Genomic DNA, 20,408 nt, shown 5'->3' with positions numbered 1-20,408 from the left:
ACGACCGCGTTTTAAGCAGCTTTGCCGGCGCTTTCGCCTAAGGCCGCTGCCCTGGCTTTTAGACGAACTGCCCTGTGCCGAAAAAGACTGCGATCTGCCCTGGCGGAGTTATCGCTTGAACAGACGGTTTCACGTTTTTCGTGCTGTATGCAAACCATTTTGAAGGAGGATCTCCTAGGCATGAATAAAAAAACTCTCAAAGACATCGACGTAAAAGGCAAAGTTGTATTCTGCCGCGTTGACTTTAACGTTCCAATGAAAGACGGGGAAGTAACAGACGATACACGTATCCGTGCTGCGCTTCCAACAATCAAACACCTTGCAGACCAAGGCGCAAAAGTCCTTCTTGCGAGCCACTTAGGCCGCCCGAAAGGCGAAGTGGTTGAGGAGCTTCGTTTAACTCCTGTCGCTGCACGTCTCGGCGAACTGCTTGGCAAAGAAGTGAAAAAAGCGGATGAAGCATACGGCGATGCTGTAAAAGCACAAATTTTCGAGATGAAGGACGGAGACGTTCTTGTATTGGAAAACGTACGTTTCTATCCTGGTGAAGAGAAAAATGACCCTGAGCTTGCAAAAGCATTTGCTGAGCTTGCAGATGTATATGTAAATGACGCATTCGGTGCTGCCCACCGTGCTCACGCATCTACAGCTGGAATTGCCGAGCATCTGCCAGCAGTTGCAGGTTTCTTAATGGAAAAAGAGCTTGATGTACTTGGAAAAGCGGTTTCCAATCCTGACCGCCCATTCACAGCGATCATCGGCGGAGCGAAAGTAAAAGACAAAATTGGTGTAATCGAAAGTCTTCTTGATAAAGTAGACAACCTGATCATCGGCGGAGGTCTTGCTTATACTTTCGTAAAAGCGCTTGGCTATGAAGTCGGTAAATCTCTTCTTGAAGAGGATAAAATCGAGCTTGCGAAATCATTTATGGACCGCGCTAAAGAAAAAGGCGTTAACTTCTACATGCCTGAAGATGTACTCGTTGCAGATGATTTCTCTAACGATGCAAACGTGAAAATTGTGCCGATCTCTGAAATCCCTAGTGATTTAGAAGCAATCGACATTGGTACGAAAACACGCGAAACGTATGCTGACGTCATCAAAAACAGCAAACTTGTCGTGTGGAACGGACCAATGGGCGTATTCGAAATCGACTTGTTCGCTCAAGGAACAAAAGCGGTTGCGGAAGCATTGGCAGAGGCGAAAGATACATACTCTGTCATCGGCGGAGGAGACTCTGCGGCAGCGGTTGAAAAATTCGGCCTTGCTGACAAAATGAGCCACATCTCAACAGGCGGCGGCGCATCCCTTGAGTTTATGGAAGGCAAAGAGCTTCCAGGGGTAGCTGCACTGAACGATAAATAATCTCAAAACTGCTATAAGGAAGTGGAACAGATGAGAAAACCAATTATCGCCGGTAACTGGAAAATGAACAAAACACTCGGCGAAGCTGTCAGCTTCGTTGAAGAAGTAAAATCTTCCATTCCAGCAGCAGACAAAGCTGAAGCTGTTGTTTGCGCGCCAGCGCTTTTCTTAGAAAAGCTTGCTTCTGCTGTTAAAGGCACTGACCTAAAAGTCGGCGCTCAAAACATGCACTTCGAAGAAAGCGGCGCGTTCACAGGCGAAATCAGCCCGGTTGCTCTGAAAGACCTTGGCGTTGACTACTGCGTCATCGGCCACTCTGAGCGCCGTGAAATGTTCGCTGAAACTGATGAAACAGTTAACAAAAAAGCACATGCAGCTTTCAAACACGGCATTGTGCCGATCATCTGTGTAGGTGAAACGCTTGAAGAGCGTGAAGCCGGCAAAACAAATGATCTTGTTGCTGACCAAGTGAAAAAAGGCCTTGCTGATCTTTCTGAAGAACAAGTTGCTGCTTCTGTTATTGCGTATGAGCCAATCTGGGCAATCGGAACAGGCAAATCTTCTACAGCGAAAGATGCGAATGACGTGTGTGCGCATATCCGTAAAACCGTCGCTGAAAGCTTCAGCCAAGAAGCTGCAGACAAGCTTCGCATCCAATATGGCGGAAGCGTAAAGCCTGCAAACATTAAAGAATATATGGCAGAGTCCGATATTGACGGTGCTTTGGTCGGCGGCGCGAGCCTTGAGCCACAGTCATTCGTTCAATTATTGGAGGAAGGTCAATATGAGTAAAAAACCAGCTGCACTCATCATTCTTGATGGGTTCGGATTACGTAACGAAACAGTAGGGAACGCAGTCGCTTTAGCGAAAAAACCGAATTTTGACCGCTATTGGAACCAGTATCCTCATCAAACATTGACTGCTTCAGGCGAGGCTGTAGGTCTTCCTGAAGGGCAAATGGGGAACTCCGAGGTAGGTCACTTAAATATCGGTGCGGGACGTATTGTGTACCAAAGCTTAACACGCGTAAATGTTGCCATTCGTGAAGGAGAGTTCGAACGCAATCAAACATTCCTTGACGCGATCAGCAACGCGAAAGAAAACAACAAAGCCTTGCACCTGTTCGGTCTTTTATCTGACGGAGGCGTGCACAGCCATATCAATCATTTATTCGCACTGTTAAAGCTTGCGAAAAAAGAAGGGCTGACAAAGGTTTATATCCATGGCTTCCTTGACGGCCGTGATGTAGGTCCGCAGACAGCGAAAACGTACATCAACCAGTTGAACGATCAAATCAAGGAAATCGGTGTAGGTGAAATCGCCAGCATTTCCGGACGTTACTACTCTATGGACCGCGACAAACGCTGGGACCGTGTAGAAAAAGCGTACCGCGCAATGGCGTACGGCGAAGGCCCATCTTACCGCAGCGCCCTGGATGTTGTTGATGATTCATATGCAAATGGTATCTACGATGAATTCGTGATTCCATCTGTCATCACAAAAGAAAACGGTGAGCCTGTTGCGAAAATCCAAGACGGCGATTCTGTGATTTTCTATAATTTCAGACCGGACCGCGCCATCCAGATTTCCAACACGTTCACAAACAAAGACTTCCGTGACTTCGACCGCGGCGAGAATTATCCAAAGAACCTGTATTTCGTCTGCCTAACTCACTTCAGTGAAACAGTTGACGGCTATGTAGCGTTTAAACCGATAAATCTTGATAACACAGTCGGAGAAGTATTATCTCAGCACGGGTTAAAACAGCTTCGAATTGCAGAAACTGAAAAGTATCCGCACGTCACGTTCTTTATGAGCGGCGGCCGTGAAGCTGAATTCCCGGGTGAAGAGCGTATTCTCATCAACTCGCCTAAAGTTGCAACGTATGACTTGAAGCCTGAGATGAGTGCGTATGAAGTGAAGGACGCGCTTGTCAAAGAAATTGAAGCTGACAAGCATGACGCGATCATTCTGAACTTCGCAAATCCAGATATGGTCGGCCACTCCGGAATGGTTGAACCAACAATTAAAGCAATTGAAGCAGTGGACGAATGCTTGGGCGAAGTCGTTGACGCGATTCTTGCTAAAGGCGGACATGCCATCATTACCGCTGATCACGGTAATGCTGACATTCTAATTACAGAATCAGGCGAACCGCACACTGCGCATACAACAAACCCAGTCCCTGTGATTGTAACGAAAGAAGGCATTACGCTGCGTGAAGGCGGAATCCTAGGCGACCTTGCCCCAACGTTATTAGACCTTCTTGGTGTTGAAAAACCGAAAGAAATGACAGGAACATCTTTAATTCAAAAATAATTTGAAAATCAAAAGGAGAGACAAAACTCATGCCATACATTGTTGATGTTTATGCACGCGAAGTATTAGACTCCCGCGGCAACCCAACAGTTGAAGTTGAAGTATATACAGAAACAGGAGCTTTCGGCCGCGCATTAGTGCCAAGCGGAGCTTCTACAGGTGAATACGAAGCGGTTGAGCTTCGTGACGGCGACAAAGACCGTTACCTTGGAAAAGGCGTGTTAACAGCTGTTAACAACGTAAACGAAATCATTGCTCCAGAGCTTCTTGGCTTTGATGTAACTGAACAAAACGCAATCGATCAGCTTTTAATCGAGCTTGACGGTACTGAAAACAAAGGCAAACTTGGTGCGAACGCAATCCTTGGCGTATCTATGGCTTGTGCGCGTGCTGCTGCTGATTTCTTACAGATTCCTCTTTACCAATACCTTGGAGGATTCAACTCAAAAACGCTTCCTGTACCGATGATGAACATCGTAAACGGCGGAGAGCATGCTGATAACAACGTGGATATTCAAGAATTCATGATCATGCCTGTAGGTGCTCCTAACTTCCGTGAAGCACTTCGCATGGGCGCTCAAATCTTCCACAGCCTGAAATCAGTATTAAGCGCAAAAGGCTTAAACACTGCTGTAGGTGACGAAGGCGGATTCGCTCCAAACCTTGGTTCTAACGAAGAAGCGCTTCAAACAATCGTTGAAGCAATCGAAAAAGCCGGCTTCAAACCTGGCGAAGAAGTTAAACTTGCTATGGATGCTGCATCTTCTGAGTTCTACAACAAAGAAGACGGCAAATACCATCTGTCTGGCGAAGGCGTTGTGAAAACATCTGCTGAAATGGTTGACTGGTATGAAGAGCTTGTTTCTAAATACCCAATCATCTCTATCGAAGACGGTCTTGACGAAAACGACTGGGAAGGCCACAAGCTTCTTACTGAGCGTCTTGGCAAAAAAGTTCAGCTTGTTGGTGACGACCTCTTCGTTACAAACACGAAAAAACTTGCTGAAGGTATTAAAAACGGCGTAGGCAACTCTATCCTGATCAAAGTAAACCAAATCGGTACATTGACTGAAACATTCGATGCGATCGAAATGGCGAAACGCGCAGGCTACACAGCTGTTATCTCTCACCGTTCTGGTGAAACTGAAGACAGCACAATCGCTGACATCGCTGTGGCAACAAACGCAGGACAAATCAAAACAGGTGCTCCGTCTCGTACGGACCGTGTTGCGAAATACAACCAGCTTCTTCGCATCGAAGATCAGTTGGCTGAAACTGCTCAATACCACGGTATCAACTCTTTCTACAACTTAAACAAGTAATAAAAAGACCGCCGGGATTTTCTCGGCGGCTTTTTTATGTAAACTTTCCTAGCGCCATTCTTATTCTTTAAATACTTCGGAAGAATATTCGCGCTTATTTTTTCTATCGTAAAGATGGAAGAACCTCTTTCAGCAGCTGTTTACACAGTGCTTCTTGTGTTTATGGACGCTGATTATATTTTTCTGGCTGTCGGTCTGACTCTCGTCCTGATTTTTTTTATATTGTCAGTGAGGCAAGGAATGCAGCAGGATACCGGAAAAAAAGCGAATCAGTTTTTTTAATTTCTATATGAAAGAGCTGCCGATGATCATTCGGCAGCTCTTTTATTAAAGATCCAAATAAAGCCTCACCATATCGCGGCATTGAATCCCGTTTTCAAAAATGTCCTCATCATAATGTCTGACAAAGAAATCGTGGTCGATCGCCTGAAGGCGGAATCCGCATTTTTGATAGAGAGAAAGCTGATGAATGCTGGAATTCCCTGTGCCGATTTCAATCGTGTTCGCCCCCAGCTCCTTCGCCTTTTCGATGGCGTCAAGTACAAGCTGTTTGCCAAAGCCCTTCTTCTGAAGAGATTCTTTTACCGCAATATTTACAATTTCAACTGTTTGCGGCCTTGTTTTTAGCAATACATAAACACCTGCAAGCTCATCATCGGCCCAAGCTGTGTAACATTCTCCCCTCTCAAGATATTCATCTACAATGTCTTTGGACGGATCGGCGAGCAGCAGCAGATCATATAATTCGTCATTTGTTTCTTCTCTTAATTCAATCCTGAGCTTTTGCATATTCTTACCACCTTTTTTAGTCTGATAGACATTTAATTTTTTCATTCGTTCCCAATTTCATTCTGTTTTATTATAAAATATGAAAAGCAGTAAATGTTATCAAATTAATAGAATAGGAGGAAAGTCATGTTTTTTTGTAAGAATTGCGGCTCCCAGAATAATGATGGAGCCAAGTTTTGTAAACAATGCGGCACCCCGATCGGAGGGGGCAGCAAACAGGCAAATCAAGAAACAGCTAGCACTGCAGAAACAAGGCAGGCTCCGCGAAAACCGATCCCTAAGAAAACCATCATTTTATGGAGCAGCATTGCCGCGGCGTGCGTTATATTATTCGCCGTATATAAAACCGGAGCGTATTTTACTTCAAAGGATAGGTTAGTCGACAAGTTTGAACAGGCCGTAAATAGTGAGGATAAAGAGCAAATCGCGTCTCTCCTTACACCAGTAAATGACAAGCTTAAGCTCACTAAAAATAATGTAAAACCGTTTCTTACATATTTGAAGGATCATCCTGACAAAAAAGATGAACTTTTTGCATCGCTGCGTGATGAAACAGCCCAGAAGGATATCGTATATGCAAAAAAAGAAGGAAAAAGCCTGCTGGTATTTGACCATTATGACTTAAAGGTAGCACCTGTTTATTTTGAAGTGAGCAGCAATTATAAAAATACCGATCTATATGTCAATAAAGAGGAAGCCGGATCTGTAAAGAAAGCAGATCAAGCACAAACCCTCGGTCCGTACATTCCCGGCGAATATACAGTCTCAGCCAAACTGAAAAACGATGTCGTTGACCTTGTGAAAAAGGAAGACATTCAGGCGGTTGGCGATAGCAGCTTTCGTGTTGATCTATCATTGGAAGCAGACGATGTGACATTCAGCTTAGCGGATGACATTAAGAGCGGGAAGGGAGATTTGCTGATTAACGGCAAGTCGATTCATAAAGATCCATTCAAATCCGTAACATACGGTCCGCTGCTGACAGATGGAACAATGACAGCTTCAGTCGAGGCAGAATTTCCGTGGGGAAAAACAAAAACTGCCGGCGTTCCGATCGATGATAAAGAAATGGAGTTAACGTTAATTCCTGATCAAGATACACAGGAACAGATTATGAACACAATTGTCAAAACAACAAAACAATACTCCAAAGCTCTATCTGATGGGAATACAGCCCAGATGACAGAGGCGAGTGCGAAATGGAAGGCAGAGACGAAGGATACCGTCGATTCCATGAAAAACACGGATTCATACTTAAAAGATAAATATTTAGAAACTGATTTTGACCTGGATACATTCGCGCTCTCTCAAAAAAACGACGGGACGTGGCAGGTATCGGTAACAGGAAAAGAACTTCACCAGTCTTCTTCGTATAACGACTATACAAAATCTGAAATGACTGACGAAAGTCCGAGTTATGAATATCTTCTTTCATATGATAAAAAACAGAAAAAGTGGATTTTCGAGGATGCAGAATTAACATTCGAATCTGCAGGCACAAATATAAAGAAAATCAAAAATGATAAACCAGAGACATACACTTCCGCCTGGGCTGGTTCGAAAAACAAAGGCAGTAAAAGCTCTGCAAGCGGCGATGTTACAGATGAACAAGTGACATTATTTATGGGCAGTTATCTGCAAAGTCAGGCAGATGCCGTGAATCAAAATAATTTCTCACTGATGGAAGACAGCCTTGAAAAAGGCAGTTCCCTTTATTCCGACCAGCAGCATCTCGTGTCGAAATTAAATAAAGAGGGGACAACAGAAGACTTTAATAACTATGAAGTGAAAAGCTGGAGCCAAAATGGGTCGGCTGTCACGATTAAGACGTATGAAGAATTCTATATCACAAAATCAGGCGGCAGTCCAAAGCTCAGAACATATAACTGGACCTACACCGGCGTAGTGAAGAACGGAAGAATTTACTTAACGTCTATTCAATAAAACAACCCCATCACCAGCAGGTGATGGGGTTGTTTTTAAAAGAGCATATAACGGAAAATTTCTTTGACATAGTGTTCGATAATAAGCTGAAATGTAACGCAGATGATCAGATAAATCACAATCGTTGAGTAAATGATATCAATTTTCCCTTTATATGAATGCTGGTAACTGCTCAGCATCGCTGGAGGAGTGGCGAAGAATGCACCGATTAAACCAACGGCTAATATGGTAAAGCAAATGTCTGTATGTAATAAAAAGAAGAAAAGGGCAAGAATCAAAATAGCCGTAAACGGTATGAGAAACGCTCCGAATCTTGAGAATGAATCCTTGAAAGATACTTGGTTTCCCGCGATTTTCAGGGCGAAAAAGATGCATGCATGCAGGCCAAATAGAAATAAAATAAAATAAATGGTTGGCTCTAAGAAGATTGCTGTAAAGCTTACGCTTCCGGGACCGTCTGAAAAAAGAATATAAAACATCAAAGGGGTCAGCAAACTGAAAAGAACCATCGTAATGATTGCGCTGATCAGCTGTTCTCCGCCTGTTGCTTTACATTCCTGATAAGGGCGTTTCAGGACGGATAAGACAAATGAACCGAACTGTTTTGCTGCTTGCTTTGCAGCGGCTCCAGTTTGAGCTGCATGCTGGTGGCCTGATTGACCGGGGAGCGGTGATCCGCATTTCTCACAAAAATTTCCGCCATCTGTTTGATGGCCGCATTGAGGACAATACATAAAATAACTCCTTTATCTGTAATATAGGGAAAATAGACTAATAGTTTTATTATAAAAGAAAAAAGTTGTAAAGTAATCAATATTCATACAAAAAAAGACACGAGCACGATAGCAGCTGTGTCTTTTTTTATCTAGTTATTAATATATTTCTCAAATACATCCCCAAAATCCTTAATATGATACTGCGAGCGAACGGATGTCAGCCAAGTGAATCCGAATTCGGTCAGCTCTTTGTATTGCGTTTCAATATTGACGTGCTCAGGGCGGGTATGGTGAAGAATCGTCACTGCTTTATCTAAGCTTTGCTCCGCTTGATTGATTAAAATGTCATTTTCATAGGTTGTTTCAGCGATGCGAAGCAGTGCTTTATAAAGGTCTTTTAACTTTTCAATCTGGTCTTTGTGGACATCAATGTCGAATTGTTCACCGCCCAGCTTGAACTTAATTTCAACATCCAAATCCACTTTTCCGGCAGTTTCAAGAAAAACGTCAGAGATTTTATATTGCGAATAAGGATAGCGTTTCAACGTTCGTTTCGAGGAAGTGGCGCGTTCGCCGTCTACATGGATCAGGGCCAGGTTCGTAAAGCAATACTCGTCTGCTTTTGTTTTAATCAAGAAATAAATTTTCTCATTATCTTCATGCATGACATAGTCGTCTGCGTCTGTTTTGTCATAGTCCTGAGGTTCGATAATTTTTCCGATATCAGATAAGCCCAAGGCATCTGCCGCAATTTTTTTGAACATCTGTATACGTCCTTCCTATTCAATTTGTCACTTCATTGTAGCATGGCGCGTTTCTGACAGGCTATAAAGGTTTACCGGGAAATCGCCTCCGGGTAAAAGGGTGGAGAATAATTCTATTTCCTGTGCAGAGACTATCAACAAGGAGGTATATGATGTTCTCATTTATCGTTCACGTCTTCATTTCTTTATTCGCAGTATCGAATCCGATCGGAAACGTACCGATATTTCTGACGCTGACAGAAGGCTATACTGCAGCGGAAAGAAAAGCGATTGCCCGGAAGGCAGCTATTTTATCCTTTTTTATTCTCGCAGCTTTTTTGGTTTTCGGTCATCTTATCTTTAAACTGTTTGATATCAACATTCACGCGCTCCGAGTGGCGGGCGGCATATTCATTTTCGGCATTGCCTATAATCTATTGAATGCGAAAGAATCGCACGTGCAATCTCTTCACCATGATGAACATAAGGAAAGCAAGGAAAAAGCGGATATATCAGTCACACCTTTATCCATTCCGATCATTGCTGGGCCCGGAACGATTGCAACAGTGATGAGCCTTTCCGCCGGACATAGCGGCATTGGTCATTATGTGGCTGTCATGATCGGTATAGCCGCCGTTATTGCCCTGACCTTTCTCTTTTTCCACTATTCTGCTTTTATCAGCAGCAAACTCGGAAAAACCGAGATGAATGTGATTACCAGACTGATGGGATTAATCTTAGCCGTGGTTGCGGTCGGGATGATTGGTGCCGGGCTGAAAGGCATGTTTCCGGTCTTAACCTCATGATGCAAAAAGCAGCTCCCTTATTTTAGAGAGCTGCTTTCTTTTGTTTTTGGCACGTACTGAAAGACTTCCTCACTCTCAAAAAATTCAATCAACCTGCTCAGCCAATCATAGTAATGAAGCCATTCTTTTAATTCATTCAGCAGCTGATTGACTTTCTCTTCCGCTTCCGGGGTAAGCCCGTCCCTTTGTAAAAGATCACTCAGCTCCCGGTTTAATTTTTTATACAGCACTTTGTTTTTGCTCACGACCTTTGTCCAATTCGCCGCAAATAAAGAAATGAAGGTTTGATAATAATCCTGCTCGACGTCATAAAGGTCTTTTCGTACGCCTTTTTCAAACACCTTTTCGGCGATATTGGCATCGATCATTTCCCGGACAACCTGGCTCATCCGTGTTTTGCTCATGCCCGTTGCCTCAGAGAGCTCGCTTAAGGTCATTGGTTTTCGATTCATATAAATAATTCCGAGCACACGTCCGACAGTTGAAGGCATTCCAAACGTATGCATATTTTCGGCAATCTTCTCAATGAGATGCTCTTCAGCATGTTCAATGATGTCGAGAGCGGTTTTTTTCACAGCTGATCATCCCTTCAAATGGCAATTGATGGTGTCAATATATCATATTTCTTCCTGGTGTTGAAAATAGCTGAATGCAGAGGAAGTGGGAGGTATCCGGCGTAATTGTAAGAACACCCTTTCCGTCTCGGTCATAACAATAAATAATCTATAAATAACATATAATTTCAACACATTGTAAACTTTTTATTTTATAAAGTTCAAACTATAATAAGGATTATACTTTTCAGAAAATTTAAAGGAAACCTGCGGAGGTGCACGGATTGCTGAAATTGGAACAAGTGTCAAAAGTATATAAAGGCGGCAAAAAAGCTGTGAACAGCATTGATTTAGATATTGCCAAAGGTGAATTTATCTGTTTTATCGGCCCGAGCGGCTGCGGAAAAACGACAACGATGAAGATGATCAACAGACTGATAGAACCATCGTCTGGAAGGATCTTTATCGACGGAGAAAATATTATGGAACAGGACCCGGTTGAGCTGAGGAGAAAAATCGGCTATGTGATACAGCAGATTGGTTTGTTCCCCCATATGACCATCCAGCAGAACATCTCACTCGTACCAAAGCTGCTGAAATGGCCTGAGGAAAAACGGAAAGAACGGGCGCGCGAGCTGTTAAAGCTTGTGGATATGGGCCCAGAGTATTTAGACCGTTATCCGCATGAGCTCAGCGGCGGACAGCAGCAGAGAATCGGCGTGCTGCGCGCCCTGGCAGCGGAACCCCCTCTCATTTTAATGGATGAACCGTTCGGAGCGCTTGATCCGATTACGCGTGATTCCCTTCAGGAAGAATTCAAAAAACTGCAGAGAACCTTAAACAAAACGATTGTGTTTGTAACCCACGATATGGATGAAGCGATTAAGCTTGCTGACAGGATTGTGATATTAAAAGCGGGAGAAATCGTTCAAGTCGGCACACCTGATGAGATTCTTCGAAACCCGGCAAATGAGTTTGTTGAAGAATTTATCGGGAAAGAGCGCCTGATTCAGTCAAGACCGGATATCGAGCGGGTAGAGCAAATGATGAACAGAACGCCGGTGACGGTATCTGCGGACAAAACGCTTTCTCAGGCGATTCAGCTGATGAGAGAAAAACGTGTTGACTCGCTGCTCGTTGTGGACCGGCAAAACGTGCTGAAGGGCTATGTTGATGTGGAAATGATTGATCAAAACCGCAAAAAAGCGAGCGTCGTTGGCGATGTATACCGCTCCGATATATATACCGTGCAAAAAGGGGCGCTTCTTCGCGATACGGTCCGAAAAATCTTGAAGCAGGGCATCAAGTATGTTCCTGTGGTGGATGAGGAGAACCATTTAGCAGGAATTGTGACGAGAGCAAGCCTTGTTGATATCGTATACGATTCCATATGGGGCGAGGAAGACCAGCTTATGACGATCTGACCAGGGGAGGAGCTCTTTTAAGATGAATCAAATGATGACTTTTTTGCAAACGAATGGCGGAGAGCTGTTGTATAAAACAGGAGAGCATTTATATATTTCACTCATAGCCGTTGTATTGGGCATTATCGTTGCAGTGCCGCTCGGCGTTGCTCTTACCAGAATGAAAAAAGGCGCAGGTGCGGTTATCGGTTTCGTAAACATTGTGCAAACCCTGCCGAGTCTGGCGATTTTAGCCTTTTTTATTCCGCTTCTCGGCGTAGGAAAAGTGCCTGCGATTGTCGCTTTATTTTTCTATTCGGTACTGCCGATCTTGCGCAATACGTATACCGGCATTAAAGGTGTAAATAAAAACCTCCTGGAATCGGGGAAAGGGATTGGCATGACAGGCTGGGAGCAGATTCGGCTCGTTGAAATTCCGCTGGCGATTCCCATCATCATGGCGGGGATCCGCACATCAACGATCTACCTAATTGGCTGGGCGACACTTGCGTCGTTTATCGGGGGAGGCGGCCTCGGGGACTATATTTTTATCGGCCTGAACCTATACCAGCCTGAATATATCATTGGCGGTGCCGTGCCTGTCACAATTCTGGCAATTATCATTGATTATGTCCTAGCCGTGACAGAACGAAAGGTGACGCCGAAAGGCTTGCAAGGGATGAAGGAAGTTTCGTAAGGAGTTGGCTCTGTTGAAAACGACAAAAATCAAATGGCTTGGCGCGTTTGCTCTCGTCTTTGTCATGCTGCTAGGCGGCTGCTCTCTGCCGGGTCTCGGCGGCGCTTCTGACGACACGATCAAAATCGGGGCGCAAAGCATGACAGAATCAGAAATTTTAGCGAATATGATCGCGCAGCTTATTGAACATGATACAGATTTGAATACCGCTTTAGTGAAAAACCTCGGCTCAAACTATGTTCAGCACCAAGCGATGCTGGGCGGTGACATTGATATTTCAGCCACGCGCTATTCCGGAACAGATTTAACAAGCACCCTCGGCAAGGAAGCGGAGAAAGATCCGAAAAAAGCGCTGAACATTGTGCAGAACGAGTTTCAAAAGCGCTTTTCTTATAAATGGTTTGATTCCTACGGCTTTGATAACACGTATGCCTTCACAGTAACAAAAAAGTTTGCGGAAAAAGAGCATATTAACACCGTGTCTGACTTGAAGAAAAATGCCTCCCAATATAAATTAGGCGTCGACAATGCTTGGCTGAAACGAAAAGGCGACGGGTATAAAGGCTTTGTCAGCACATATGGCTTTGAATTCGGCACAACTTATCCAATGCAGATCGGGCTAGTCTATGACGCAGTCAAAAATGGGAAAATGGACGCCGTTTTGGCTTATTCAACGGATGGACGGATTAAAGCATATGATCTGAAAATCTTAAAAGACGATAAGCGTTTCTTCCCGCCGTATGACTGTTCACCGGTGATTCCGGAAAAGGTGCTTAAGGCGCATCCGGAGCTTGAGGGTGTGATCAATAAGCTGATTGGGCAAATCGACACGGAAACGATGCAGGAACTTAATTATGAGGTGGATGGCAAGCTGAAGGAGCCGTCTGTCGTAGCAAAGGAATTTTTAGAGAAACATCATTATTTTGACTAAGAAAAGAGGTGGATCATATGGAAGTACTACAGCAGCTTGGCACATACTATTCGCAAAACGGCGGTTATGTGATGCAGGAGTTTTACCGCCATTTTCTGATGTCGGTGTACGGCGTTTTATTTGCCGCCATTGTTGGAATTCCGCTTGGCATCCTGATAGCCAGATACAGAAGATTAAGCGGATGGGTTTTTGCGGTCACGAACGTCATTCAGACCATCCCGGCTCTCGCCATGCTCGCCGTGCTGATGCTTGTCATGGGGCTGGGCGCTAATACGGTGATATTGTCATTATTTCTGTATTCTCTTCTGCCGATTATCAGAAATACGTATACAGGGATTATCAGTATTGAGCACGCCTATCTTGAATCGGGAAAAGCAATGGGGATGACAAAATTTCAAGTGCTGCGGATGGTCGAGCTTCCGCTTGCGCTTTCTGTCATAATGGCCGGCCTGCGCACCGCGCTTGTCATTGCCATCGGCATTACGGCCATCGGGACATTTGTCGGTGCTGGCGGTCTCGGGGACATCATCGTCAGAGGATCAAACGCCACAAACGGAACCGCGATTATATTAGCGGGAGCGATCCCCACAGCTCTGATGGCGGTGATTGCCGATTTGGTCATGGGCTGGCTTGAACGAGCATTAAGCCCGATTAAAAAGAGAAAGAAGAAAAACTTGGCAGGTGCCGCATAAGAAAAAACGCCTTGTAATGACAGGGCGTTTTTTACGGCTTCGGCACATATTTAAAAATTTCTTCGCTCTCAAAAAACTCAATCAAACGGCTGAGCCAATTATAATAATCGAGCCATTCCTTTAATTCCTTCAGCAGCTCATTCACTTTTTCTTCCGCTTCAGGAGTAAGCTCTTCATCCAACACGCTAAGCAGCTCCCGATTGAGTTTTTTATGCATCATTTTGTTTTTGCTGACGACTTTGCTCCAGGTGGCTGAAAACAGCGTGATAAATGTTTGATAGTAGTCCTGCTCAACCTCATATAAATCTTTTCGGACGCCTTTTTCGAACACCTTCTCGGCAATGTTGGCATCAAGCATTTCCCGCACTACCTGGCTCATGCGTGTTTTGCTCATGCCGGTAGCCTCAGATAATTCCGTAAGCGTCATCGGTTTTCGATTCATATAAATAATGCCCAGCACTCGTCCGACGGTAGAGGGCATTCCAAATGCATGCATGTTTTCCGCGATTCTTTCTATAAAATGGTCCTCGGCTTGTTCAATGATCGTTAACGGATCTTTCTCCAACGGTTTCATCCTTTCAGCTAACAATTCCGATGTCAATATACCACATTTTTGATACGGCGAAAATGCTGTCAAAAGAGAATTTGGCAGGAAATTGGAGCAATAAGGAGATCAACACACGTCACTGCGGGTAAATCAGCGTTTACACATACTTTATAAATAATATGAACAAATTGTAAACTTTTTATTTTATAAACTTTATTCTATAATGGGAAGCATTCAATTGTCTGAAAAATTAAATTTAAACTGAACAAATTGAATAAACTTAATTTTGGAGGTGCGATGTTTGCTGACATTAGAAAATGTCTCGAAAACATACAAGGGCGGCAAAAAAGCCGTGAACAACGTAAATCTTAAGATTGCAAAAGGCGAATTTATCTGCTTTATTGGGCCGAGCGGCTGCGGAAAAACGACAACAATGAAAATGATTAACCGATTAATTGAGCCTTCCGCCGGAAAGATTTTCATTGACGGCGAAAACATCATGGACCAGGATCCTGTAGAGCTCAGGCGCAAAATTGGCTATGTGATTCAGCAGATCGGCCTGTTTCCCCATATGACCATTCAGCAGAATATCTCACTCGTCCCAAAACTGCTGAAATGGCCGGAGCAGCAGCGGAAAGAGCGGGCGCGTGAGCTTTTAAAATTGGTCGATATGGGGCCAGAATATTTAGACCGTTACCCTCATGAATTAAGCGGGGGGCAGCAGCAGCGAATTGGTGTATTACGGGCACTTGCCGCGGAGCCGCCGCTTATCTTAATGGATGAACCGTTTGGGGCACTCGACCCGATTACGAGGGATTCCCTCCAGGAAGAATTTAAAAAACTGCAAAAAACCTTACATAAAACCATCGTATTTGTTACCCACGATATGGATGAAGCGATTAAGCTGGCAGACCGGATTGTGATTTTAAAAGCGGGAGAAATCGTTCAAGTTGGAACGCCCGATGACATTTTAAGAAATCCGGCAGACGAATTTGTTGAGGAATTTATCGGCAAGGAGCGGCTGATTCAGTCATCCAGCCCGGATGTTGAACGGGTTGACCAAATTATGAACACACAGCCTGTAACGATCACCGCGGATAAAACGCTTTCTGAGGCCATTCAGCTGATGAGGCAGGAACGGGTCGATTCATTGCTGGTCGTCGATGACAAGCACGTTCTGCAAGGCTATGTCGATGTTGAAATCATTGATCAATGCCGGAAAAAGGCCAATCTCATAGGTGAGGTTTTACATGAAGATATATACACAGTACTGGGCGGCACACTGCTGCGCGACACGGTCCGCAAAATTTTAAAACGGGGTGTCAAATATGTTCCCGTTGTGGATGAAGACCGACGCCTGATCGGAATTGTGACGAGGGCAAGTCTGGTCGACATCGTGTATGACTCCCTCTGGGGAGAAGAAAAGCAGCTCGCAGCATTGTCATAGGGAGGGGCGATAAGTCATGCATCATATTGTTCAATTTTTGCAAACCAATGGGGGCGAGCTTCTTTATAAAACATACGAGCATATTACGATATCGCTCATTGCTGTGATCCTGGGCGTGCTGGTTGCCGTCCCCCTCGGGGTTGTGCTTACCAGAATGAAAAAAGGAGCCGGCACCATTATCGGCATTGTCAATATCATTCAGACGCTGCCGAGTCTGGCCATCCTCGCTTTTTTTATCCCGCTCCTTGGTGTAGGGAAGGTTCCGGCCATTGTGGCTTTGTTTTTCTATTCCGTATTGCCGATTCTTCGCAACACGTATACCGGCATTCGCGGCGTCAACAAAAATCTGCTCGAGTCTGGCAAAGGCATCGGAATGACGCCGGCTGAACAAGTCCGCTTGGTGGAGCTGCCGCTTGCCGCGCCAGTGATCATGGCGGGAATCAGAACATCGACGATTTACTTAATCGGCTGGGCCACGCTTGCTTCCTTTATCGGAGGCGGCGGATTGGGTGATTACATTTTTATCGGACTGAATTTATATCAGCCGGAATATATCATCGGGGGCGCGGTACCTGTCACGATATTGGCAATTGTGATTGATTATGTGCTGGCAGTTGCTGAACGAAAACTGACACCTGCCGGCATGCAGAGATTGAAGGAATTGTCATAAGGAGGCGGCTCATGAAAAGAAAATATCTCAAATTAATGATAGGTTTAGCACTTGCGGCAACGCTGACGCTGAGCGGCTGTTCGCTTCCTGGTCTCAGCGCTGCTGCAGACCAGACCATTAAAATCGGCGCGCAAAGCATGAGCGAATCAGAAATCATCGCCAGTATGCTTGGCCAGTTGATCGAACACCATACTGATCTCAAAACAACAACGATTAAAAATCTTGGCTCCAACGCGGTGCAGCAGCAGGCTTTAATGAACGGGGAAATCGACATTGCCGCCACAAGATATACGGGAGACGCGCTGACAGGCACGCTGAGAATGGAACCTGAAAAAGATCCGGACAAAGCGCTGGCGCTTACTCAGCGGGAGTTTAAAAAAAGATATGATTTAAAGTGGTATGACTCCTACGGGTTTGATAATACATATGCCTTTACAGTCAGCAAGGAGCTGGCCGACCAATACCATTTAGAGACCGTATCAGACGTTAAAAAATGGGCGCCGCAATTAAAGCTGGGCGTTGATAACTATTGGATGAAGCTCAAAGGAAACGGCTATCAGGATTTTACGAAAACCTACGGCATGACATTCGGCGGCACGTATCCGATGCAGATCGGCCTTGTGTACGACGCGGTGAAAAGCGGAAAAATGGACATTGTGCTTGCGTATTCAACCGATGGAAGAATCAAGTCCTATGGTCTCAAAATGCTAAAGGATGATAAACAATTTTTCCCGCCGTACGACTGTTCTCCGGTTGTTCCGGAAAAGGTGCTCAAAGAACATCCTGAGCTTGAAGGCATCATCAAGAAAATGCTCGGAAAAATCGACACAGCCACGATGCAGGAACTTAACTATGAAGTCGACGGCAATCTCAAAGAACCGTCTGTCGTTGCCAAGGAATATTTAGAAAAACATCACTACTTCGAATCGTGAAAGGGGGAAGAGGTCAATGAACGTGCTTGAACAGTTAATGACGTATTACGCGCACAATGGCAGTTACGTCATGGATGAATTCGGCCGCCACTTTCTCATGTCGGCTTACGGCGTTTTATTTGCCGCTGTCGTCGGGGTTCCGGCCGGAATCCTCATCGCGCATTTTCGCCGTTTGTCAGCCTGGGTGTTTGCCGTAACAAACGTTATTCAAACAATCCCGGCGCTCGCTATGCTGGCCGTCTTAATGCTTGTTATGGGGCTCGGCGCAAATACCGTGATTCTATCATTATTTCTGTATTCCCTGCTGCCGATTATTCGAAACACGTACACAGGCATTATCAGTATTGAGCATGCCTACTTAGAATCGGGAAAAGCAATGGGCATGACGAAATTCCAAGTGCTCAGAATGGTTGAGCTCCCGCTCGCACTTTCTGTCATTATGGCGGGCCTTCGCACGGCTCTCGTCATTGCCATTGGAATTACAGCGATCGGCACATTTGTCGGTGCCGGAGGCCTTGGGGACATGATCGTCCGCGGCTCAAACGCGACAAACGGAACTGCGATTATTCTAGCCGGAGCGATACCAACTGCGGTGATGGCGGTAGGGGCGGATTTGCTCATGGCCTGGCTGGAGCGGGCATTAAGTCCGGTGAAGAAAAAAAGAACCGGGGCGAAACACGTTCAATCAGCTGCATAGAATAGAAAAAAGAGGCTGGAGTCCAGCCTCTTTTTTCTATTTAAATCGTAAACTGACCCATCTTCTCATTAAGCTCCTTCGCCAGCTGCTCAAGCTCTTCAGCATTTTGAAGCACTTGATCCATCGAATGGGCGGATTGCTCGGTTATTGAAAATGTTTCTTCAATGCCGGCGGCCGACTCTTCGGATACAGAAGCGATATTTTCAATCGATTGATTGATAGTAATCGATTGGTTTGTTAACTGTTTCAGGCCATCCGTTACTTCCTTAATGCTGTCTGCAACATGAGTGACGGATTGCTTGATATGCCGCATAGCCTGTCCGGTGTCTGTCAGGTTTTCCGTTCCTTTTTCGACTTCTGTAAAGCTGCTTTCCAAGTACGTAATGACAGTGTGGATCTCCTGCTGTGTCCCGCCTACAATCCGGGTAATATCCTGCACGGAATCAGAAACGCCGTCAGCCAGCTTTCTGACCTCCTCTGCCACAACGGCGAAGCCTTTGCCGCTTTCTCCTGCGCGGGCAGCTTCAATCGCGGCGTTAAGGGACAGCAAATTCGTTTGCTCGGCAATTCCGTTGATGACTTGAACGAGCTTGTTGATATCCTGAGAATGCTGTTCCAGTGATCTCACTTTATGCACGGCCTCTTTAACAATATGGTGGATGGTTTTCATTTGCTGTAATGACGTAGCCATATTTTCGTTTCCGCTTACCGCGAGTTCGAGAACGTTTTGAGACGTATCGCTGATGGTGATGCCGTGATTATAGGCTTTATCAATGCTTTCAGTGAACTCATTCATCGATTCGGCAATCGTCACGGCGTCTTGGGCCTGCTGTTCAGAGCCCTCAGCCATTTCGTTCATCGTCTCGGTAATATGTTTGCTACCGGATCTTGTTTCATTCGTTGCGGTAGCAAGCACCTGTGAAGAAGAAAGGACCCGGCTTGATATGTCTTTAGAATATCCGACAATATCTCTCAGATTCCCTACCATTTTTTGCAGCGCTTCATTCAGATCACCCAGCTCGTCTTTTGAGTTGAGCGGCTCCATATCGTTCGACAGATCGCCTTCGGCAATATGATTGGCAGATTCCTTCATGCGAATGATAGGCTTTACAATGTTTCGCGTGATATAAAGCCAGATGAAAATGCTGATGAGGATCGATGCTGCCACAAGCAAAGCAGTGTAAATGAGCCCTTTATGATAGACGGCCTTCGTTTCTTTTACCGCTGTGTTGCTGCCTTCTTGATTTAAGTCAACAAGTTGAGTGATTGTTTTTTTCATATCCTCAAAGCTGGCCTCAGTCTGAACCAATAAACCTCTTGCTTTGTCCATGTCATTCGTGCGGCCGCTTTCGATAATTTGCGCATGAATATCCATATAGGTATTCACTTCAGTTTGAAGCTGCTCGAACAGTTTCTGCTCTTTATCAGTGGAGATCGTTTTTTCGTAGTTATCGAGCTTTTGGTTAATGTCTTCCATGATTTGATTCATTTCTTGATCAAGTGTATCCATTTTGCTTTTGTCTGTATAAATCAGAAAGTCCTTTTCTTTAGAAGACAGGTGCTCGGTTACATAATTAATTGAAGTGATTCCTTTGATGCCGTCAATCCATTTTGTGTTGATTTCATCTGTTTTTTGAATGATATGCTGCATATTAAGAACGCCTATTCCGCCTACAAGTAAATTGATCAGGATCAGTGTCAAAAATACCAGGCTGAATTTGCGGGAAATCGTCAGTCGCATATAGTGGTCTCCTTTAAAAACGTAATGTGTGGATGTACTATATATCGGCTGAGAAATCGTTTTTTCACCTGGAAAAAAATAAAAAACGGCTC

Annotated in this window: 20 protein-coding genes and 1 pseudogene; 15 read left to right on the top strand and 6 right to left on the bottom strand. The window is 44.8% G+C overall.

Annotated elements, in window-relative coordinates; all coding sequences use genetic code 11:
- The first annotated feature begins 180 nt into the window (after positions 1-180).
- The 5 genes and pseudogenes from ACFVP7_RS18640 to ACFVP7_RS18620 all read left to right on the top strand — a co-directional run.
- On the top strand, positions 181-1,365 hold the full coding sequence (locus ACFVP7_RS18640; RefSeq protein WP_338730943.1) for a phosphoglycerate kinase: 1,185 nt from the start codon (positions 181-183) through the stop codon (positions 1,363-1,365).
- Between the two features lie 30 nt (positions 1,366-1,395).
- Entirely contained in the window at positions 1,396-2,157 is a 762-nt protein-coding gene (gene tpiA / locus ACFVP7_RS18635) for a triose-phosphate isomerase (protein ID WP_338730941.1), read from the top strand.
- A complete protein-coding gene (gene gpmI / locus ACFVP7_RS18630; RefSeq protein WP_003228330.1) occupies positions 2,150-3,685 on the top strand; it encodes a 2,3-bisphosphoglycerate-independent phosphoglycerate mutase in 1,536 nt (511 codons plus the stop codon). Before tpiA ends, gpmI begins: the two co-directional genes overlap by 8 nt.
- Positions 3,686-3,714: 29 nt before the next feature.
- Positions 3,715-5,007: a phosphopyruvate hydratase gene (gene eno, locus ACFVP7_RS18625; protein WP_041850522.1), complete on the top strand. Its 1,293-nt coding sequence runs from the start codon at positions 3,715-3,717 to the stop codon at positions 5,005-5,007.
- 72 nt (positions 5,008-5,079) lie between these two features.
- A pseudogene (locus tag ACFVP7_RS18620) lies at positions 5,080-5,289 on the top strand (MFS transporter); the annotation flags it as partial.
- A gap of 45 nt (positions 5,290-5,334) precedes the next feature.
- Here the strand turns inward: ACFVP7_RS18620 and ACFVP7_RS18615 are convergent.
- Positions 5,335-5,796: a GNAT family N-acetyltransferase gene (locus ACFVP7_RS18615; RefSeq protein WP_338730937.1), complete on the bottom strand. Its 462-nt coding sequence runs from the start codon at positions 5,794-5,796 to the stop codon at positions 5,335-5,337.
- Between the two features lie 126 nt (positions 5,797-5,922).
- On the opposite strand from ACFVP7_RS18615, the gene ACFVP7_RS18610 reads away from it, so the two are divergent.
- A complete protein-coding gene (locus ACFVP7_RS18610; protein ID WP_338730935.1) occupies positions 5,923-7,740 on the top strand; it encodes a zinc ribbon domain-containing protein in 1,818 nt (605 codons plus the stop codon).
- A 35-nt stretch (positions 7,741-7,775) separates the two neighbouring features.
- On the opposite strand, the gene ACFVP7_RS18605 is transcribed toward ACFVP7_RS18610, so the two are convergent.
- Both ACFVP7_RS18605 and ACFVP7_RS18600 read right to left on the bottom strand, forming a co-directional pair.
- Entirely contained in the window at positions 7,776-8,474 is a 699-nt protein-coding gene (locus ACFVP7_RS18605; RefSeq protein ID WP_338730933.1) for a zinc ribbon domain-containing protein, read from the bottom strand.
- 131 nt (positions 8,475-8,605) lie between these two features.
- Positions 8,606-9,220, bottom strand: a complete 615-nt coding sequence (locus ACFVP7_RS18600) for a PH domain-containing protein (RefSeq protein WP_003243118.1) — start codon at positions 9,218-9,220, stop codon at positions 8,606-8,608.
- Between the two features lie 149 nt (positions 9,221-9,369).
- Here ACFVP7_RS18600 and ACFVP7_RS18595 point away from each other — a divergent pair, with 149 nt between their 5' ends.
- Positions 9,370-10,005 carry an NAAT family transporter gene (locus ACFVP7_RS18595; protein WP_080262594.1) on the top strand — a complete coding sequence of 212 codons (636 nt, stop codon included), beginning with the start codon at positions 9,370-9,372 and terminating at the stop codon, positions 10,003-10,005.
- A 17-nt stretch (positions 10,006-10,022) separates the two neighbouring features.
- Here the strand turns inward: ACFVP7_RS18595 and opcR are convergent, their stop codons facing one another.
- Positions 10,023-10,580 (bottom strand): opuC operon transcriptional regulator OpcR, encoded by a 558-nt coding sequence (gene opcR / locus ACFVP7_RS18590; RefSeq protein WP_338730928.1) that lies wholly within the window; start codon positions 10,578-10,580, stop codon positions 10,023-10,025.
- 263 nt (positions 10,581-10,843) lie between these two features.
- Here opcR and opuCA point away from each other — a divergent pair, with 263 nt between their 5' ends.
- From opuCA to opuCD, 4 genes are all read left to right on the top strand, one after another.
- Positions 10,844-11,983 (top strand): osmoprotectant ABC transporter ATP-binding protein OpuCA, encoded by a 1,140-nt coding sequence (gene opuCA, locus ACFVP7_RS18585; protein WP_338730926.1) that lies wholly within the window; start codon positions 10,844-10,846, stop codon positions 11,981-11,983.
- A 22-nt stretch (positions 11,984-12,005) separates the two neighbouring features.
- Positions 12,006-12,659, top strand: coding sequence for a glycine betaine/carnitine/choline/choline sulfate ABC transporter permease OpuCB (gene opuCB, locus ACFVP7_RS18580; protein WP_003228349.1), 654 nt, complete (start codon positions 12,006-12,008; stop codon positions 12,657-12,659).
- A gap of 64 nt (positions 12,660-12,723) precedes the next feature.
- Positions 12,724-13,590: an osmoprotectant ABC transporter substrate-binding protein gene (gene opuCC, locus ACFVP7_RS18575; protein ID WP_217001773.1), complete on the top strand. Its 867-nt coding sequence runs from the start codon at positions 12,724-12,726 to the stop codon at positions 13,588-13,590.
- 17 nt (positions 13,591-13,607) lie between these two features.
- Positions 13,608-14,282: a glycine betaine/carnitine/choline/choline sulfate ABC transporter permease OpuCD gene (gene opuCD / locus ACFVP7_RS18570; protein WP_015714713.1), complete on the top strand. Its 675-nt coding sequence runs from the start codon at positions 13,608-13,610 to the stop codon at positions 14,280-14,282.
- Positions 14,283-14,313: 31 nt separating this feature from the next.
- On the opposite strand, the gene ACFVP7_RS18565 is transcribed toward opuCD, so the two are convergent.
- Positions 14,314-14,847 (bottom strand): GbsR/MarR family transcriptional regulator, encoded by a 534-nt coding sequence (locus ACFVP7_RS18565; RefSeq protein ID WP_014478002.1) that lies wholly within the window; start codon positions 14,845-14,847, stop codon positions 14,314-14,316.
- 283 nt (positions 14,848-15,130) lie between these two features.
- Here ACFVP7_RS18565 and opuBA point away from each other — a divergent pair, with 283 nt between their 5' ends.
- From opuBA to opuBD, 4 genes are read left to right on the top strand one after another with little or no spacing between them, the layout of a single operon-like run.
- Positions 15,131-16,276 carry a choline ABC transporter ATP-binding protein OpuBA gene (opuBA, locus tag ACFVP7_RS18560; protein ID WP_338730923.1) on the top strand — a complete coding sequence of 382 codons (1,146 nt, stop codon included), beginning with the start codon at positions 15,131-15,133 and terminating at the stop codon, positions 16,274-16,276.
- A gap of 16 nt (positions 16,277-16,292) precedes the next feature.
- Positions 16,293-16,946, top strand: a complete 654-nt coding sequence (opuBB, locus tag ACFVP7_RS18555) for a choline ABC transporter permease OpuBB (RefSeq protein ID WP_003228370.1) — start codon at positions 16,293-16,295, stop codon at positions 16,944-16,946.
- An 11-nt stretch (positions 16,947-16,957) separates the two neighbouring features.
- Positions 16,958-17,878, top strand: coding sequence for a choline ABC transporter substrate-binding lipoprotein OpuBC (opuBC, locus tag ACFVP7_RS18550; RefSeq protein WP_038429639.1), 921 nt, complete (start codon positions 16,958-16,960; stop codon positions 17,876-17,878).
- A 16-nt stretch (positions 17,879-17,894) separates the two neighbouring features.
- Complete coding sequence (opuBD, locus tag ACFVP7_RS18545) at positions 17,895-18,575, top strand: choline ABC transporter permease OpuBD (protein ID WP_338730919.1); 681 nt, start codon at positions 17,895-17,897, stop codon at positions 18,573-18,575.
- Between the two features lie 40 nt (positions 18,576-18,615).
- Here opuBD and ACFVP7_RS18540 read toward each other — a convergent pair whose 3' ends face one another.
- Positions 18,616-20,316 carry a methyl-accepting chemotaxis protein gene (locus tag ACFVP7_RS18540; RefSeq protein ID WP_396582682.1) on the bottom strand — a complete coding sequence of 567 codons (1,701 nt, stop codon included), beginning with the start codon at positions 20,314-20,316 and terminating at the stop codon, positions 18,616-18,618.
- Between the last annotated feature and the right edge of the window lie 92 nt (positions 20,317-20,408).

The organism is Bacillus sp. SG20033 (genome assembly GCF_044570195.1).
Classification (GTDB): domain Bacteria; phylum Bacillota; class Bacilli; order Bacillales; family Bacillaceae; genus Bacillus; species Bacillus subtilis.
The sequence above is the reverse complement of the archived record's forward strand: the minus strand, read 5'-3'. Positions and strand labels throughout refer to the sequence as shown.

What these genes read in the sequence shown, in the direction of transcription:
- ACFVP7_RS18640 (WP_338730943.1), top strand. Translation starts at nt 181, where the DNA reads ATGAATAAAAAAACTCTCAAAGACATCGACGTAAAAGGCAAAGTTGTA.
- tpiA (WP_338730941.1), top strand. Translation starts at nt 1,396, where the DNA reads ATGAGAAAACCAATTATCGCCGGTAACTGGAAAATGAACAAAACACTC.
- gpmI (WP_003228330.1), top strand. Translation starts at nt 2,150, where the DNA reads ATGAGTAAAAAACCAGCTGCACTCATCATTCTTGATGGGTTCGGATTA.
- eno (WP_041850522.1), top strand. Translation starts at nt 3,715, where the DNA reads ATGCCATACATTGTTGATGTTTATGCACGCGAAGTATTAGACTCCCGC.
- ACFVP7_RS18615 (WP_338730937.1), bottom strand. Translation starts at nt 5,796, where the DNA reads ATGCAAAAGCTCAGGATTGAATTAAGAGAAGAAACAAATGACGAATTA.
- ACFVP7_RS18610 (WP_338730935.1), top strand. Translation starts at nt 5,923, where the DNA reads ATGTTTTTTTGTAAGAATTGCGGCTCCCAGAATAATGATGGAGCCAAG.
- ACFVP7_RS18605 (WP_338730933.1), bottom strand. Translation starts at nt 8,474, where the DNA reads ATGTATTGTCCTCAATGCGGCCATCAAACAGATGGCGGAAATTTTTGT.
- ACFVP7_RS18600 (WP_003243118.1), bottom strand. Translation starts at nt 9,220, where the DNA reads ATGTTCAAAAAAATTGCGGCAGATGCCTTGGGCTTATCTGATATCGGA.
- ACFVP7_RS18595 (WP_080262594.1), top strand. Translation starts at nt 9,370, where the DNA reads ATGATGTTCTCATTTATCGTTCACGTCTTCATTTCTTTATTCGCAGTA.
- opuCB (WP_003228349.1), top strand. Translation starts at nt 12,006, where the DNA reads ATGAATCAAATGATGACTTTTTTGCAAACGAATGGCGGAGAGCTGTTG.
- opuCC (WP_217001773.1), top strand. Translation starts at nt 12,724, where the DNA reads ATGCTGCTAGGCGGCTGCTCTCTGCCGGGTCTCGGCGGCGCTTCTGAC.
- opuCD (WP_015714713.1), top strand. Translation starts at nt 13,608, where the DNA reads ATGGAAGTACTACAGCAGCTTGGCACATACTATTCGCAAAACGGCGGT.
- opuBB (WP_003228370.1), top strand. Translation starts at nt 16,293, where the DNA reads ATGCATCATATTGTTCAATTTTTGCAAACCAATGGGGGCGAGCTTCTT.
- opuBC (WP_038429639.1), top strand. Translation starts at nt 16,958, where the DNA reads ATGAAAAGAAAATATCTCAAATTAATGATAGGTTTAGCACTTGCGGCA.
- opuBD (WP_338730919.1), top strand. Translation starts at nt 17,895, where the DNA reads ATGAACGTGCTTGAACAGTTAATGACGTATTACGCGCACAATGGCAGT.
- ACFVP7_RS18540 (WP_396582682.1), bottom strand. Translation starts at nt 20,316, where the DNA reads ATGCGACTGACGATTTCCCGCAAATTCAGCCTGGTATTTTTGACACTG.